This is a genomic window from Mesorhizobium sp. WSM4311 (assembly GCF_002295115.1).
In the GTDB taxonomy this organism is placed as follows: Bacteria; Pseudomonadota; Alphaproteobacteria; order Rhizobiales; family Rhizobiaceae; genus Mesorhizobium.
Map to the genome: position 1 here is coordinate 91,753 of NZ_NSFV01000003.1, position 13,920 is coordinate 105,672.

Sequence of the window (13,920 nt, forward strand, 5' to 3'; positions counted from 1 at the left end):
TCTAGGCAGTCATGAGGTCAGCGGCGGTCGACTACGCACCGTCCCAAGCTGAAAGGCGTAACTTCCAGCGCGTCCGGGTCAAGATATACGGGCGATTCATGCTGGAAGACCGCACCGAGCACCCTTGCCAGGTTGTCGACATGTCGCCTGGCAATGTCGCGTTCCGCACCGATCGCATCGGCATGCCCGGCGAAAAGGTGATCGCCTATATCGACCATATCGGCCGCATCGAAGGCGTCGTCACGCGCACGCTGCAGGATGGCTTCGCCATGACGGTGATTGCGTCCGACCGCAAGAAGGACAAGCTGGCGGCGCAACTGACCTGGCTCGCCAACAAGCACGAACTCGACCTGCCGGAAGACCGCCGCCACGAGCGCGTCGCGCCGCGCAACCCGACCAGCGTGCTGCAGCTCACCGACGGCCGCCAATACCAGTGCCGGATCATCGACCTGTCGCTGTCGGGCGCCGCGATCGAGATCGACGTCAAGCCGGCGATCGGTGTCCAGGTCATGCTCGGCACCATGCGCGGCCAGATCGTTCGTCATTTCGAGGATGGCGTCGCCATCGAATTCGCCGTCATCCAGCGCCCCGAGACGCTCGATTCCGAATTCAACACGCCACGCGCCTGACCGGATCAAACGGACGCCGCAAGCTAACCGGCCCTGCGTGGCCGGTTTTTTTTCCGGCCGGCGGCGATTTGTCCCTTCGCGAGTGGCCGGGCTGGCTTCCAGCAGGCAGGCTGCCTTTCGGGGCATGCGCTCCGATGCCGCCCGGGCAATCCAAACAATTCAATACTCAAATGATTCAAATTTTATGTTTATTCTATTGGCGTTTTACTTAAAGTCTGCTTCGCGCTTTTGCGTCAAATAAATCCAGCCGTGGCAATGTCTCCTTCGAACGGGGAGACTAGAAAATGAAAATAACGAGGGGCAAGCTGTTGCTTATGGCAATGGCGATGCAGCTTTCCGCTTGGGGATCAGCATATGCCGCGGGACCGGCCTATATGCACACTGGCGGCCGTACCACACAGCCTGTTGGCCACTATGAATTCTGCCAGCGCATCCCTGGCGAATGCAACGAGAAGACGCCCAAGGGCGCGCCGGTCGACCTGAGCCGCAAGCTCTGGGCGACGATCGTCAGCATCAACAATTCGGTCAACACCCGCATCAAGCCGCGCACCGACATGGAAAACGACGGTGTCGAGGAGTACTGGGCCTATCCCGACAATGGCTATGGCGATTGCGAGGACTATGCGCTGGAGAAGCGCCGCGAACTGATGGACGCGGGCGTGCCGGCAGGCGATCTTCTGATGACGGTCGCGCGCCAGCCCAATGGCGACGGCCACGCCGTGCTGACCGTGCGCACCAGCCTCGGCGAGTTCATCCTCGACAATCTGGAAACCAAGGTGCTGTCCTGGACGGACACCGACTACACCTATCTCAAACGTCAATCGGCGGAGAATTCCGGCGTTTGGGTGACGATCAATGACGGCCGCTCCGACGCGGTCGCCAGCGTCCGCTAGGACGTAACGAGAAACCCGGTCGAGTCCCCACCCTCCCCGTCCCCAACGACCGGGTCAAAGGAGCCGGCCCCGTCCCCGGGCCGGCTCCGCCATTTCTGGCGATGCTCGAAACCCAATCAGGGTTGGGTAGGCGCATCCGACTATCCAGAGCCTCCTTTCCATGGACGGCGGATCGCGGCATCATAGGCTGTTGGTTCGTCCTCTGGATCACGGCGATGTTGGAAATCCCGGAAGATCGATGCGAGCGCCATCGCCTGTTCAAGGCGATCGACGATGCCTTCAAGGCCGGCGACTTCGATGGCCTTGGCAAAGCCCTGGGCGGTTCGCCCCGTTGGTTCGACGAACGTATGCCGTTCGAACTCGGCCTCGGACATCCTTTGGAATACGCGATCTATTGGAGCCCGGTCGGCTTCATCTCGACATTGCTGGATGCAGGCTCGGATCCGAATTACGGGGATCACGGCGGGTTTCCGGCAATCATTGCCGCGCTGTCCACCGACCGGGCCGACCGACCGGAAATCATCCAGATGTTGATCGAGGCTGGTGCCGATCCCAATATGCGGGGCGTGAACGACTGGACGCCGCTACACTATTCGGTGGCCGTTCGTAGCGCCGAGGCGATCCGCCTGCTTTTGGCGGCTGGCGCCGACCCTACTCTTGCAACCCGCATCGATGACTATGCGACAGCCATCGAGGAAGCGGACATTGCCGGTTTTGAAGCCGGTGCTTCATTGCTGCGTGATGCCATGGCAGGGCGCGGCTCTAATAGATAATAGCCCGGTCCGGGACGCACCCCGTGGCGATACGGATCGGCCGAAACTGGCGTCAGACCTTCTTCAGCCCTGCCTTGAAGCGCTTGCCATTGGCGACGTAGTGCGCGGCCGAGCCGCGCAGCCTGGCGACGGCTGCGTCGTCCAGCACCTTGATCGCCTTGGCCGGTGAGCCGACGATCAGCGAATTGTCCGGAAATTCCTTGCCTTCGGTGACCAGCGCGCCGGCGCCGACCAGCGAATTCTTGCCGATCCTGGCGCCGTTCAGCACGATGGCGCCCATGCCGATCAGGCTGTTGTCGCCGATCGTGCAGCCATGCAGCATGGCCCGGTGGCCAATCGTGCAGCCCTCGCCGATGGTCAGCGGAAAGCCCGGATCCGTATGCATGACCGTGTGTTCCTGCACATTGGTGTCGGCGCCGATAATGATCGGCTCATTGTCTCCGCGAATGACGACGCCGAACCAGAAACCGGCATTGCGGCCAACGCGCACGTCGCCGATCAGCGTCGCATCGGGCGCGATCCAGTTTGAACCCGCGTCGTCGAAGCTGGGCTGCGTTCCGTCGATCGCATAAAGCGGCATTGTCGGCCTCCGAATCGTCTCAGATGCCGGACCCTAAGAGACGGATCGTCCATGAGGCAATGGCAAGCACGACGATGCCCAGCGCCAGCGACCAGGCAATCGCCGTGCAACCGCATGACAAGAGCGCCATCGTCGAAATGCGCTTCTCGCGGCGGGCATCGAGGGCATCATTGACCAGCATGAACGGCCCGGCACCAGCGGTGGCCGCCAGCGAGCGCAGCACATGCGCGGTGGATACATAGGGCTCGGCGAAGGCGACCTTGCGGCCCGACAACAATTCCATCGTCGAGCCCGTCAGCCCGCACGCTGTCAGCCCGACGACAAAAGCAAACAGGAAGAGTTCCATCTGAGCCATCTTAACCCTCCATTTACCATGAAATCGCACAGTCGTTTCAGGAAGGTTGCAAGAGCCGTGCCGCGCGATGTGTGCCGCCGGGGGACACCGGAAATGGCGGTTGGGATGAGGACCGAGATGAAGCAGGCAGCGATCGCCGACGGCCCTGAACTCACCGTGGTCGATTCCACGCTGATGAAGCGGGTGTTCTATGCCTTCGCGGCACTTGCCTTGCTGTCGGTCGCTATCAGCCTTGGCGGCAAATGGTTCGGCCATAGCATCGCCATGGCCGGATATACCGACGACACGACGGTGCGCCGGGTGGTGATCGGCAACAATGTGATTTCCGTGCCGGCCAATTTCATCCGTTTCGACCAGGCCCGGCGCGACGGCATCGCTTCGCGTCTCGACCTTTATCTGCGCTATCCCCAGATGGACGGGTATAGCGAGGCGGCCTGCGACGATTTCAATCACTCGGAAGCCAACAGGAAGATCATCTTCCTGTCCTTCGAACAGCAGATGATGTCGCGCGACATGAGCGGCCGGTTCACGCCGATCTACAGCGCGCTGATCGTCCAGCCCGGCATTCCGGGACCAGGCGGCACGACGGTCTACGGTTTCAATGAGAAATCAGGCTACCTGAACGAGGTGCTGGTGGTCGGCAAGCGCGGGGGAAAGGACCTTTTCGTGGCCCGCTGCCTGAGCGGGCCGACTGCCGGTCAATCGCTGGCGCCGTGCGAACGCGACATCCATGTCGGCGACGATCTCAGCCTCACCTACCGTTTTCCCAAGGAATTCCTTGGCGACTGGCAGGCACTCGACGCGGCAATGACCGCTGAGGCCGGGCGAATGCTGAAGAGCGGACATTGAGAGACAGTCGCAGGCCGCGCCTCGCGCGGCCTGCCATTTGATACGGGATCAGCCCAGATCGATGTCGAGGATCGCCATCGAGAAATTGTAGTCGCCGTCGTCCTCATCCTTGAAGACGATGCCGAGGAACTCGTCACCGACATAGACTTCGGCGGAATCTTCCTTGCGCGGCCGTGCCTTGACCTCAAGCTTGGGGTTCTGGAAGACGCGCTTGAAATAGGCGTCCAGCTTTCTGATTTCGTCCGGCTTCAACAGTCTTCTCCGATCATCGGGCTTGCTGGTTTGAAGGGCGCTTCTGGCACGTCGACAATGGCGATGTAAAGGCAAGCCGGCCGTATTGCACCGCAAGCGGCAGCGCCGCCGGACAAAATCGCAATCGCGCCGGACGGCGCGCCGGCGCAGAAATCAGATATCGAAGCTGATCACCTGGTCCATCGACTGCGACGGCAGGAGCTGGTCCATCTGGCGCGAAGGCTGGTCGCAGCCGGTCTCGCCGACCACGCGGGCCGGCACACCGGCAACCGTCTTGTTGTGCGGCACGGGTGACAGCACCACCGACCCGGCGGCGACCTTGGAGCAATGGCCGATCTCGATATTGCCGAGAATCTTGGCGCCGGCGCCGATCAGCACGCCGCGGCGGATCTTGGGATGGCGGTCGCCGCCGGCCTTGCCGGTGCCGCCCAGCGTCACGCCGTGCAGGATCGACACATCGTCCTCGATGACCGCGGTCTCGCCGACGACGAGGCCGGTGGCGTGATCGATGAAGATGCCCTTGCCTATGCGCGCGGCCGGGTTGATATCGGTCTGGAAGACCGAGGACGAGCGGCTCTGCAGATAGAGCGCGAAATCCTTGCGGCCCTGGGTCCACAGCCAATGCGCCAGCCTATGGGTCTGAATGGCGTGAAAGCCCTTGAAATAGAGCACAGGCATGATGAAACGGTCGCAAGCCGGGTCGCGGTCGTAATAGGCCTGGATGTCGACACGCACGGTCGTCGGCCATTCCTTGTCGTCGGCCAGCATGGTCTTGAAGGTCTGGCGGATCAGGTCGGAGCCGATATCCTGGTGGGCAAGCCGCTCGGCGATCCGGTGGATGACGGCCTCTTCCAGGCTCTCCTGGTTGAGGATCGTCGAATAGAGAAACGCGGCAAGCAGGGGGTCGCGGTTGACGGCGTCCATCGCTTCGTCGCGGATCGAACGCCAGATCGGATCGACCGGCTGCAACGCGCTATGGCGGGAAATGCTGATGCTGTTCATCGACGTCGCGTCCTGCTGGCTTGCCTGTTGTCCGGCGGCACATATAAGCCAGATCATAGCATGATTGAACTCAATTTTCCTTAGTGCTGTGTCAAATGGATTTGGTTCGCAGGAATTCAAGCGGCCATGGAAAACGAACCCTTGATCGCTGAGTCGCCGGAAAGCTGCCTTTCGCGCCCAGCGGCCGGGACGATCCGAGTGACTGGCTCGAAGAGGCTGAGATCGATTAACTGGACGGATGACCAACATGGAAGACCAGCCCTTGATCGACGAACCGCTGAAACGGGAACTCGCGGCGCTCTACCTGGCCGAAAGCCGTCACTATCACAACCTTGCCCATATCGAGGCGATGCTGGCGCTGGCCGGCGATTACCGAGCGCTGCTCAGCGATCCGGAAGCCGTCGAAGCGGCGATCTGGTTCCACGACGCCATCTATGACAGCAAGGCCAAGGACAATGAGGCCAGAAGTGCGGCGCTTGCCGCGCAAAGGCTCGCGAGCCGAACCGACCCGGAGCGCCTGGACCGCATCGGCGCGATGATCCTCGCCACCGCCACGCACCAGTTGCCCGGGTTCGATGACGACGCGGCCACACGCGACGCCAGCCTCTTCCTCGACATGGATCTGTCGATCCTGGGCGCCGCGCCGGATGCGTTCGACGCCTATGAACGCGCGGTCCGCCGCGAATATGGCTGGGTGGAGGAGCCGGTGTGGCGTACCGGGCGGGGAGCCGTGCTGAAGGATTTCCTTGCCCGCGCGCACATTTTCCTCACCGAGGAATTTCGCCAGCGATTCGAGCCGCAGGCCAGGCTGAACATGGCGCGCTCGCTGGAGGCCTTGCAAAGGACCTCGTGATTTCCGCCGGGGTTCGCGGGGCTTTTGCATGCGGCCACAAGAAGCCAGACTGCGAGGGGCGGATCGCCGAAATCGTCAAACGTGAATTCTTCTGAGGTGCCGACATTATGAGCAGCAATTTCTTCCAGCCGGTCGATGCCTCGGCCGTTCCCCGTTTTGCCGGGCTCTCGACCTTCATGCGGCTGCCGGCGGTGGCGAGCGCCGAAGGGCTCGATATCGCGCTCGTCGGCATACCGTGGGATGGCGGCACGACCAACCGCGCCGGCGCACGGCACGGCCCCCGCGAGATCCGCAACCAGTCGAGCCTGATGCGGCGCGCCCACCATGTGTCGGGCATCGAACCGTTTAGCATTGCCAATGTCGCTGATGTCGGCGACCTCTCGGTCAATCCGATCAACCTGATGGACGGGTTGAAGCGCATCGAGGACGGCGTCGCTGCGATCGTGGCGGCAGGCGCCATTCCGCTCGCCGCCGGCGGCGATCATCTGACGACTTTGCCGGTGCTGCGAGCCGTCGCCAAGGATTGTCCGGTGGGCATGATCCATTTCGATGCGCATTCCGACACCAATGACCGTTATTTCGGCGACAATCCCTACACGCACGGCACGCCGTTCCGCCGCGCCATCGAAGAGGAACTGCTCGATCCCAAACGGGTCGTGCAGATCGGCATTCGCGGCTCGATCTATGAGCCCGGCGAGCATGACTGGGCGGTCGCCCAGGGCATTCGCATCATCTACATGGAGGAGTTCGTCCTTCGCGGCGCGGCCAGCGTCATGGAAGAAGCGTGCGCCATCGCCGGAACCGGCCCGACTTATGTGACCTTCGACATCGACTGCATCGACCCGTCGATGGCGCCGGGAACAGGCACGCCCGAGCTCGGCGGCTTCACCACCCGAGAGGCGCAGGAAATGGTCCGTCTACTCGACGGATTGCACATTGTCGGCGCCGATGTCGTGGAAGTGGCGCCGCCATTCGATCTCGGCAGCATGACGGCGCTGGCGGGTGCGACGATGATGTTCGAATTGCTGTGCGTGCTGGCGAAGTCGGTCCATGAAGCGAGAACGCGCAAGATCAGGTGAAGGCGCTTATGGCCGATGCCATTGCCGCGAGGATGGGCAGCCCCGCCGCCACCGACAGCCCGTTGAGAACGATCCCTGCAGGTCAAGGGCGCGATTGTCGTTGGAACGCGCCTGCCCACCGGCAGACCGCTCAAAGCGGATATTCAGCATAAAACTCCAGCACGCGTTTCTTGAAGGTTTTGTCCCCGACCGCCAGCATATGGTCCCTGCCCTCGATGTGGAAAGCCCTGGCGTTCGGCATCAGGGCGGCGAGTTCGTCTGGCGAGCCGCCAATGTCGTCCGTGGTGCCGACTGCGACCAGCGTCGGCTGGGCGATGCGGGCAATATCATCCTCGCTCAGCAACTCCCGCGATGTGGCGATGCAGGCGGCAAGCGCCCGGCGATCGCTGCGGGTCTGGTCGGCGAAAGCGCGGAAAGAGCGGCCGCGCGGATGGGTGGTCGTGGCCGGATCGTCGACAAGCAGGGCGTCGGCAATCGGATCCCAATCGCCGACGCCATCGATCATGCCGATGCCGAGGCCGCCAAAGACCAGCGTCGCCACCTTGTCCGGATCCGACAGAGCCAGAAACGCCGCGATGCGAGCGCCCATCGAATAGCCCATGACATGGGCCCGTTCGATGCCGAGATGATCGAGCAAGGCTGCGGCATCCGAGGCCATTTTCGCCGGCGTATAGTCAGCCTCGTCATAGCTCTTCGATGACGAGCCATGGCCGCGATTGTCGAAGGCGATGGCGCGATACCCGGCATCGTTGAGCGTCTTGAACCAGCCGGGCGACACCCAGTTGACGTAGTGGCTCGAGGCGAAGCCGTGGATCATGAGCACGGGATCACCCTGCCCCGATGCCGGTTGGCGGTCGAGGAAGGCAAGATCGAACCGGTCATGAGAGAAGAACTGCATCGGCTGCCCCACCTCGCGTTCAGCCGCCGCCGTTGGGTGCGTCACCATTGTCCGGCGGTGGCATGCCAGGCCCGGATACGGTGCCAATTGCCGGGTGGCGCAAGAGGTCGCCATACCCGATGCCGTATTTGGCGGCGGCGCCGGCCTTGAGCTCGAGCACGAAGCGCACGGGCACGCCGGGCGAAATGATGGCCTGGGATTGCGGCTCGCCATGTTTGACGGCCCGGATCTTGCCATCCTGGCCGACAAAGATCAGGTCCAGCGGCATCGGCGTGTTCTGCATCCAGAAACTGACCTGTTGCTGTATCTCGAAGACAAACAGCATGCCGTGATCGTCCGCCATGTCCTGGCGATACATCAAGCCGGCCTCGCGCTCCGCGTCGTTGTCGGCGATTTCGATCGAGAAGGAGCGATTCCCATCTTTCGTCACCACGACCAGCGGCGTCGGGTCGACCGGAAGGATCATCGCCCGACTGTCGGCCGAGGTCGGCCGTTCCGAATAGAAGAAAGCGCCTGAGGCCACGATCACGGCCGCAATGGCGCAAAAAACGCCCGCCGTCAGCCAGTTCCTGCGAGTCATCCACGATCCTCTGCCGAAATCGTCCTAGTGCGAAACCGGCAAGGTGCCCATATCGGGGTGAATTTCGGCGGCCATAAGGCCTTTATCACCGCGGCCGAAACGGACAAGCACGACCTGCCCCGGCCGAAGCTCGGTGATGCCATAGCGGCGCAAGGTCTCCATATGGACGAAAATGTCCTCGGTGCCTTCGCCGCGCGTCAGGAAGCCGAAGCCCTTGGTGCGGTTGAACCACTTGACCAAAGCGCGTTCGAGTCCGCTCTCCGGCGTCACCGCGACATGGGTGCGCTGTTCCTGCATTTCGGCGGGATGGACGGCGGTGGTGACATCCATGGAAAGCACGCGAAAGGCCTGCAGCCCGCGATCGCCCTGCTTGACAAGGCAGACCACGCGCGCGCCCTCCAGGGCAGTCTGGAAACCGTCGCGTCGAAGGCATGCCACATGGAGGAGGATATCGCCCGAGACACCGTCATCGGGTAGGATGAACCCATAACCCTTGGCCACATCGAACCACTTGATGGCGCCGGCAATTTCGGTCAGGTCGGCGGCGTCGCCGCCTTCGTCGCGCTTCAAGGCGTCGCCAAGGGTTCCGGCCCGCCCCGTCAAAGAGGCCTTTTCCCCCATAAGAATGCCCCCTTTTTTCAAGAACACCGCAACTGATTCTTGACACCAGATTAACACCGCGGCTTCCGGTGTGTGCAAGACCTTCCCTGCCTTTTTTCACGGTTCATTGCGGGAATACCGGATTTGTTCTTTGCCGGCATCGCCGGCCGCGGGAGATTGCCCTTTCGCCGGGCCGACCCTATGTTGCGCCGCATCCCAACAGATCGAGGAAAACTCATGCGCTATCTGCACACCATGGTCCGCGTCGCCGACGTCGATGCCTCGCTCGATTTCTACTGCAACAAGCTCGGGCTGAAGGAGGTCCGCCGCTACGAAAACGAGCAGGGCCGCTTCACGCTGATCTTCCTCGCCGCCTCCGAAGATGAGCAGAGCGGCATCAACGACAAGGCGCCGCTGATTGAACTCACCTACAACTGGGATCCGGAAGACTACAAGGGCGGACGCAATTTCGGCCACCTCGCCTATGAGGTCGATGACATCTACGCCACCTGCCAGCATCTGATGGACAATGGCGTCACCATCAACCGGCCGCCGCGCGACGGCAACATGGCATTCATAAGGTCGCCGGACGGCATTTCGATCGAGCTTCTGCAGAAGGGCCCGGCGAAAGCCAAGGCCGAACCCTGGGCTTCGATGGCCAACACGGGAAGCTGGTAGGCGCTGGCCTGGCACCGGGCGGAAGTTGCCCGGCCGCCTTTGGCGTTTTTCACGAAGGCACCTATCTACCCGAACATGGCGCCAGCCTGACAGGTCTGGCGCCATGTCAAGCAATGGGCGCCTGCCCTTCCGGAGAGTTCACTCATGCCGACCAGCCGTGCCGATGTCCCCACCGAACATGCCAGCCGCTATCTGCAGCAACTGTGCAAGCACTGGGCACACAAATTTCCCGTCGAATTCGATCCCACCCATGGCACGATCGATCTGTCGCTCGGCCGTACTGTCATGGATGCGGACACGGCAGCGTTGCACATCGTGGTGTCAACCGACGAAGCGGGATCGCTCGAGCGCCTGGAAAGTGTCGTGGCCGACCACATCAAGCGCTTTGCCTTCCGCGAAGAACTGACTTTCGACTGGAAGCCGGCGACGGCAGCGTAGGTGTTTGTTTGAGCACGATCCTGAAAACCGGCACCCACTTTTCGGGGTCATGCTTTCCCGCCGGCCCGGCCGCCCATCTCCAGCAGCGCCAGCACCGAGCGCCAGTTGCGCGCGGTGCCCGGCACCTTCAGAACACGCGGAATGAGGTTGGCGAAGACTGACTTGCCGAGCCCGTCCGGCGCGCTGAGGTAGAGCACGTCTCGCTTGACTTCGAAGCGCTCGGGGCCGGTGCATTTTTCAGCCAGCCGCGCCACCTCTTCGGCGGTCGGCTCACGCTCCAGCGCATAGGCGTGGAGCTTGGTGTGATCGGCGGCCGCTTCCGGATAGGGATTTTCGCTCACCAGCCGATCCAACCAGGAGAGATCGCGCACCATGATGCGCGAATGAAAACCCCATTTCTTCTCGAACGCCGCTTCGATTTGTCTGGTCAGCGCGGCGGCGTCGCCTTTGCCGGCCCGGAACACGACATTGCCGCTCTGCACATAGGTGCCGACGCCGGAAAAGCCGAGATCCTCGAAGAACGAGCGCAGCTCCGCCATCTTGACGATGCGGTTGCCGCCGACATTGATGCCGGAAAACAGGGCGATGAAGACCTTTGCGCTCATATGATGAAGCCCGCCAATGTCTCGTTGTCGGTGATGTCCTGATACTGGACGCCCTCGGCCCCGAAATTTGCCTTCAGCAGGTCGAAATTGCGACGGTCCTTGGTTTCGATGCCGATCAGCACCGAGCCGAAATTGCGCGCCGACTTCTTCAGATACTCGAAGCGCGCAATATCGTCGTCCGGACCCAGCATTTCGAGGAAGTCGCGCAGCGCGCCCGGCCGCTGCGGGAAGCGGATGATGAAGTATTTCTTCAGGCCTTCGAAGCGCAACGCTCGTTCCTTGACATCCGGCAGCCGCTCGAAATCGAAGTTGCCGCCCGAAACCACGGCGACAATGGTCTTGCCGCGGATCTCTTTCCTGGAAAAATCCTTCAACGCATCGATGGCCAACGCGCCGGCCGGTTCGAGCACGACGCCTTCGACATTGAGCATCTCGATCATGGTCGCGCAGAGCCGGTTTTCCGGGATCAGCCGCACCGTATCGGCGGCGAATTCCTTGAGATACCGCAAGGGTTCGCGGCCGATCTCGGCCACCGCCGCGCCATCGACGAAGTTGTCGACCTTGGCGAGCTTCAGCCGTTTTCCCGCCGCGAGGGTGTCATGCAGGCTCGGCGCGCCGGCCGGTTCGCAAAAGACGAAACGCGCCTCCCGGCCTTGGTCGGCGAAATAATGCGTGACGCCGGCGGCGAGCCCGCCACCGCCGACCGGCAGCATGATGATGTCGGGCATGCGCGCACCCGGCATCTGGTCCGCGATCTCATAGGCGACCGTCGCCTGACCCTCGATAATGTCCTTGTGGTCGAAGGGGGGCACCATGTGAGCGCCGGAGCTTTCGGTGAATTCGAAAGCGGCGCGATAGCAGTCGTCGAAAAAGTCGCCGACCAGCCTGATCTCGACGAAATCGCCGCCGAACAACCTGGTCTTGTCGATTTTCTGCTGCGGCGTCGTCACCGGCATGAACACCACGCCCTTTTTGCCGAAATGGCGGCAGACGAAGGCAAAACCCTGGGCATGGTTGCCGGCCGACGCGCAGACGAACAGTTCGGCCTGGTTGCCGGCGGCAAGCGCCTTGCGGAAGAAATTGAAGGCGCCACGGATCTTGTAGGAGCGCACCGGGCTCAGATCCTCGCGCTTCAGCAGCACCCGGGCGCCGGTCTTCTTCGACAAATAGTCGTTTTCCTGCAGCGGCGTTTCCGGAAAGATCTGGCGGATCGCAGCGGCCGCGGCGGCAACGCGGGAGGAGAAACTGTTCATCGGGAAGCCACCTTGTGCCGCATGTCCGCGCGGACCCTTGTCATCGACATGGCCGCGCAGCGTGTGTTTATTGCACACTGATCTCTCACAGCCGATCCTGCCTATGGCATATCCGGCCCCGCAACGCCATTGTCCGGTCGTTCGCAACTCTCTTCAGGCGAAATTCGTATAATATTCGCAAGCACTTGTACCCATTTGCTCATGCCGTTATATCGACTGGTCGCGAAATCGAAGCGACGCGAGCCTTCGCGGCCGACGCATCCGGCATCCGCCTCGAGCTGGAGGTGGCTGCCCTTTTCCCGGCTTTTTTCCTCCGCCACCTTGGCTTTCGGGCAACAGTCCGATGGTCGTAGCCAAGCGCTGACCACATTTCGGCTGGACACGACTTAGTTCTGCCGCACTCTCCCTGTCCGGGAGGTGTCGCGGGGGTAGATGGGCCTTTTGGCCGGAGTGGAAATTTCAGGCGTGCCTTTGAAGAAGATCGTTACTGTTTGTCTCGCCTTGCTCGTCGCCGGCTGCGCCGGCCCGCAAACGCAGGAATTGCTTGGCAGCGCCATCGTCGCCGCGCCGGTGACGGATATCGCCGGCAACCACTCGATCTTCATCACCACGACGCGCAAGAAATCCGACGATCCCAACAAGGTTTTCGATGGCGAGCGCTCGGCGACGCTGAACTATGCCCGCGTCAACGTCACCGTTCCGGGGATCCACACGACCGGCCAGATCGAACGGCGCTCCCGCGGTAAGTCGGATGACCCGGCCAAATATTTCATGGCCTCCGAGGTTGTCGGCTACGACACACAGCCGAAATTCTCCAGCGCGCTCAACGCCGATATCGCGGCGCGCGGCGGCCGCGTCATGGTCTTCGTGCATGGCTACAACACCGGTTTCGACGACGCGGTCTACCGTCTCACCCAGATCGTCCACGATTCCGGCTATCCGGGCACGCCGATGCTGTTTTCCTGGGCATCGGGCGCCAAGACCACCGACTATGTCTATGACAGGGAAAGTGCCAGCGCCGCACGTGACCAGCTCGAAGTGACATTGCGCATGCTGCAGCAGTCCGGTGCGCGCCGCATCGACATTGTCGCGCATTCGATGGGAACCTGGGTGACCATGGAAACCCTGCGCCAGATGGCCATCAGCGGCGACCGCGACCTTGGCGGCAAGCTCGGCGACGTGGTGCTGGCCTCGCCGGACATCGATGTCGACGTGTTCAAGAGCCAGATGCGCCGCTATGGCAAGCCCGACAAGCCGTTCATCCTCCTGTTGTCCGACGACGACCGCGCGCTGAGGCTTTCCGGCCTGATCGCCGGTTCACGGCCACGCGTCGGCGACTACAAGGATGCTGCCGATCTTGCCTCCTACGGCGTGACGGTGGTCGATCTCTCCAAGGTCAAGGGCAGCGACAGCTTCAACCATACGAAATTCGCCGACAATCCGGCCTTGGTGAAGATGATCGGCCAGCGGCTGCGCGAAGATGACGGTTTTGCCAGCGACAGGGACGTGACCGACCGCGTCAGCCTGCTCGGGCAGTAGATGCGGCGGCGCGAATTTCGCCGTGCCTGTTCACCATTCACGAGGTATCGGGCCACTTTGAACT

General features: G+C 62.1%; 19 protein-coding genes. 9 read left to right on the top strand and 10 right to left on the bottom strand.

Annotated features, from left to right (window positions below):
* Positions 1–11: 11 nt before the first annotated feature.
* From CK226_RS07625 to CK226_RS07635, 3 genes are all read left to right on the top strand, one after another.
* Positions 12–629 (top strand): PilZ domain-containing protein, encoded by a 618-nt coding sequence (locus tag CK226_RS07625; protein ID WP_010909193.1) that lies wholly within the window; start codon positions 12–14, stop codon positions 627–629.
* Between the two features lie 284 nt (positions 630–913).
* Positions 914–1,522, top strand: coding sequence for a transglutaminase-like cysteine peptidase (locus tag CK226_RS07630; RefSeq protein ID WP_095791508.1), 609 nt, complete (start codon positions 914–916; stop codon positions 1,520–1,522).
* A 215-nt stretch (positions 1,523–1,737) separates the two neighbouring features.
* Positions 1,738–2,295 (top strand): ankyrin repeat domain-containing protein, encoded by a 558-nt coding sequence (locus tag CK226_RS07635; protein ID WP_095791509.1) that lies wholly within the window; start codon positions 1,738–1,740, stop codon positions 2,293–2,295.
* 52 nt (positions 2,296–2,347) lie between these two features.
* On the opposite strand, the gene CK226_RS07640 is transcribed toward CK226_RS07635, so the two are convergent.
* A complete protein-coding gene (locus CK226_RS07640; protein ID WP_095791510.1) occupies positions 2,348–2,875 on the bottom strand; it encodes a gamma carbonic anhydrase family protein in 528 nt (175 codons plus the stop codon).
* Between the two features lie 19 nt (positions 2,876–2,894).
* Positions 2,895–3,230, bottom strand: a complete 336-nt coding sequence (locus CK226_RS07645; protein WP_095791511.1) for a hypothetical protein — start codon at positions 3,228–3,230, stop codon at positions 2,895–2,897.
* A 117-nt stretch (positions 3,231–3,347) separates the two neighbouring features.
* Between CK226_RS07645 and CK226_RS07650 the strand changes: the two genes are divergently transcribed.
* Entirely contained in the window at positions 3,348–4,079 is a 732-nt protein-coding gene (locus tag CK226_RS07650; RefSeq protein WP_095791828.1) for a hypothetical protein, read from the top strand.
* Between the two features lie 48 nt (positions 4,080–4,127).
* Here CK226_RS07650 and CK226_RS07655 read toward each other — a convergent pair whose 3' ends face one another.
* The gene (locus CK226_RS07655) at positions 4,128–4,331 is read right to left on the bottom strand and encodes a DUF3126 family protein (RefSeq protein WP_019857879.1); all 204 of its coding nucleotides are present in this window, start codon (positions 4,329–4,331) and stop codon (positions 4,128–4,130) included.
* A gap of 153 nt (positions 4,332–4,484) precedes the next feature.
* Positions 4,485–5,333, bottom strand: coding sequence for a serine O-acetyltransferase (cysE, locus tag CK226_RS07660; protein WP_095770865.1), 849 nt, complete (start codon positions 5,331–5,333; stop codon positions 4,485–4,487).
* A gap of 247 nt (positions 5,334–5,580) precedes the next feature.
* On the opposite strand from cysE, the gene CK226_RS07665 reads away from it, so the two are divergent.
* Both CK226_RS07665 and speB read left to right on the top strand, forming a co-directional pair.
* Positions 5,581–6,186 (top strand): hypothetical protein, encoded by a 606-nt coding sequence (locus CK226_RS07665; protein ID WP_095791829.1) that lies wholly within the window; start codon positions 5,581–5,583, stop codon positions 6,184–6,186.
* Between the two features lie 107 nt (positions 6,187–6,293).
* Positions 6,294–7,265 (top strand): agmatinase, encoded by a 972-nt coding sequence (gene speB, locus CK226_RS07670; RefSeq protein WP_095791512.1) that lies wholly within the window; start codon positions 6,294–6,296, stop codon positions 7,263–7,265.
* A 130-nt stretch (positions 7,266–7,395) separates the two neighbouring features.
* Here the strand turns inward: speB and CK226_RS07675 are convergent, their stop codons facing one another.
* The 3 genes from CK226_RS07675 to CK226_RS07685 are packed head-to-tail and all read right to left on the bottom strand — an operon-like array spanning position 7,396 to position 9,364.
* Positions 7,396–8,163, bottom strand: a complete 768-nt coding sequence (locus tag CK226_RS07675) for an alpha/beta hydrolase (RefSeq protein ID WP_095770867.1) — start codon at positions 8,161–8,163, stop codon at positions 7,396–7,398.
* Positions 8,164–8,182: 19 nt separating this feature from the next.
* On the bottom strand, positions 8,183–8,743 hold the full coding sequence (locus CK226_RS07680; RefSeq protein ID WP_095791513.1) for a DUF192 domain-containing protein: 561 nt from the start codon (positions 8,741–8,743) through the stop codon (positions 8,183–8,185).
* A 24-nt stretch (positions 8,744–8,767) separates the two neighbouring features.
* Positions 8,768–9,364 (bottom strand): cold-shock protein, encoded by a 597-nt coding sequence (locus CK226_RS07685; RefSeq protein WP_095791514.1) that lies wholly within the window; start codon positions 9,362–9,364, stop codon positions 8,768–8,770.
* A 216-nt stretch (positions 9,365–9,580) separates the two neighbouring features.
* On the opposite strand from CK226_RS07685, the gene gloA reads away from it, so the two are divergent.
* Positions 9,581–10,021, top strand: a complete 441-nt coding sequence (gloA, locus tag CK226_RS07690) for a lactoylglutathione lyase (RefSeq protein ID WP_010909179.1) — start codon at positions 9,581–9,583, stop codon at positions 10,019–10,021.
* A gap of 144 nt (positions 10,022–10,165) precedes the next feature.
* Entirely contained in the window at positions 10,166–10,459 is a 294-nt protein-coding gene (locus CK226_RS07695; RefSeq protein WP_095791515.1) for a DUF2218 domain-containing protein, read from the top strand.
* Between the two features lie 47 nt (positions 10,460–10,506).
* On the opposite strand, the gene CK226_RS07700 is transcribed toward CK226_RS07695, so the two are convergent.
* From CK226_RS07700 to CK226_RS34785, 3 genes are all read right to left on the bottom strand, one after another.
* Positions 10,507–11,064 carry a DUF1697 domain-containing protein gene (locus CK226_RS07700; protein ID WP_095791516.1) on the bottom strand — a complete coding sequence of 186 codons (558 nt, stop codon included), beginning with the start codon at positions 11,062–11,064 and terminating at the stop codon, positions 10,507–10,509.
* Positions 11,061–12,317 (bottom strand): threonine ammonia-lyase IlvA, encoded by a 1,257-nt coding sequence (gene ilvA, locus CK226_RS07705; RefSeq protein ID WP_095791830.1) that lies wholly within the window; start codon positions 12,315–12,317, stop codon positions 11,061–11,063. Before ilvA ends, CK226_RS07700 begins: the two co-directional genes overlap by 4 nt.
* Before the next feature lie 101 nt (positions 12,318–12,418).
* Positions 12,419–12,637, bottom strand: a complete 219-nt coding sequence (locus CK226_RS34785) for a hypothetical protein (protein ID WP_179300995.1) — start codon at positions 12,635–12,637, stop codon at positions 12,419–12,421.
* 112 nt (positions 12,638–12,749) lie between these two features.
* Here CK226_RS34785 and CK226_RS07710 point away from each other — a divergent pair, with 112 nt between their 5' ends.
* The gene (locus tag CK226_RS07710) at positions 12,750–13,856 is read left to right on the top strand and encodes an alpha/beta hydrolase (RefSeq protein ID WP_179300996.1); all 1,107 of its coding nucleotides are present in this window, start codon (positions 12,750–12,752) and stop codon (positions 13,854–13,856) included.
* Positions 13,857–13,920: the final 64 nt, after the last annotated feature.

Excerpts from the sequence above, each read along its gene's own strand:
- CK226_RS07710 (WP_179300996.1), top strand. The coding sequence starts at position 12,750 with ATGGGCCTTTTGGCCGGAGTGGAAATTTCAGGCGTGCCTTTGAAGAAG.
- CK226_RS07625 (WP_010909193.1), top strand. The coding sequence starts at position 12 with ATGAGGTCAGCGGCGGTCGACTACGCACCGTCCCAAGCTGAAAGGCGT.
- CK226_RS07695 (WP_095791515.1), top strand. The coding sequence starts at position 10,166 with ATGCCGACCAGCCGTGCCGATGTCCCCACCGAACATGCCAGCCGCTAT.
- CK226_RS07640 (WP_095791510.1), bottom strand. The coding sequence starts at position 2,875 with ATGCCGCTTTATGCGATCGACGGAACGCAGCCCAGCTTCGACGACGCG.
- CK226_RS07630 (WP_095791508.1), top strand. The coding sequence starts at position 914 with ATGAAAATAACGAGGGGCAAGCTGTTGCTTATGGCAATGGCGATGCAG.
- CK226_RS07700 (WP_095791516.1), bottom strand. The coding sequence starts at position 11,064 with ATGAGCGCAAAGGTCTTCATCGCCCTGTTTTCCGGCATCAATGTCGGC.
- CK226_RS07650 (WP_095791828.1), top strand. The coding sequence starts at position 3,348 with ATGAAGCAGGCAGCGATCGCCGACGGCCCTGAACTCACCGTGGTCGAT.
- CK226_RS07635 (WP_095791509.1), top strand. The coding sequence starts at position 1,738 with ATGTTGGAAATCCCGGAAGATCGATGCGAGCGCCATCGCCTGTTCAAG.
- cysE (WP_095770865.1), bottom strand. The coding sequence starts at position 5,333 with ATGAACAGCATCAGCATTTCCCGCCATAGCGCGTTGCAGCCGGTCGAT.
- CK226_RS07645 (WP_095791511.1), bottom strand. The coding sequence starts at position 3,230 with ATGGCTCAGATGGAACTCTTCCTGTTTGCTTTTGTCGTCGGGCTGACA.
- gloA (WP_010909179.1), top strand. The coding sequence starts at position 9,581 with ATGCGCTATCTGCACACCATGGTCCGCGTCGCCGACGTCGATGCCTCG.
- CK226_RS07685 (WP_095791514.1), bottom strand. The coding sequence starts at position 9,364 with ATGGGGGAAAAGGCCTCTTTGACGGGGCGGGCCGGAACCCTTGGCGAC.
- CK226_RS07665 (WP_095791829.1), top strand. The coding sequence starts at position 5,581 with ATGGAAGACCAGCCCTTGATCGACGAACCGCTGAAACGGGAACTCGCG.
- ilvA (WP_095791830.1), bottom strand. The coding sequence starts at position 12,317 with ATGAACAGTTTCTCCTCCCGCGTTGCCGCCGCGGCCGCTGCGATCCGC.
- speB (WP_095791512.1), top strand. The coding sequence starts at position 6,294 with ATGAGCAGCAATTTCTTCCAGCCGGTCGATGCCTCGGCCGTTCCCCGT.
- CK226_RS07675 (WP_095770867.1), bottom strand. The coding sequence starts at position 8,163 with ATGCAGTTCTTCTCTCATGACCGGTTCGATCTTGCCTTCCTCGACCGC.
- CK226_RS07680 (WP_095791513.1), bottom strand. The coding sequence starts at position 8,743 with ATGACTCGCAGGAACTGGCTGACGGCGGGCGTTTTTTGCGCCATTGCG.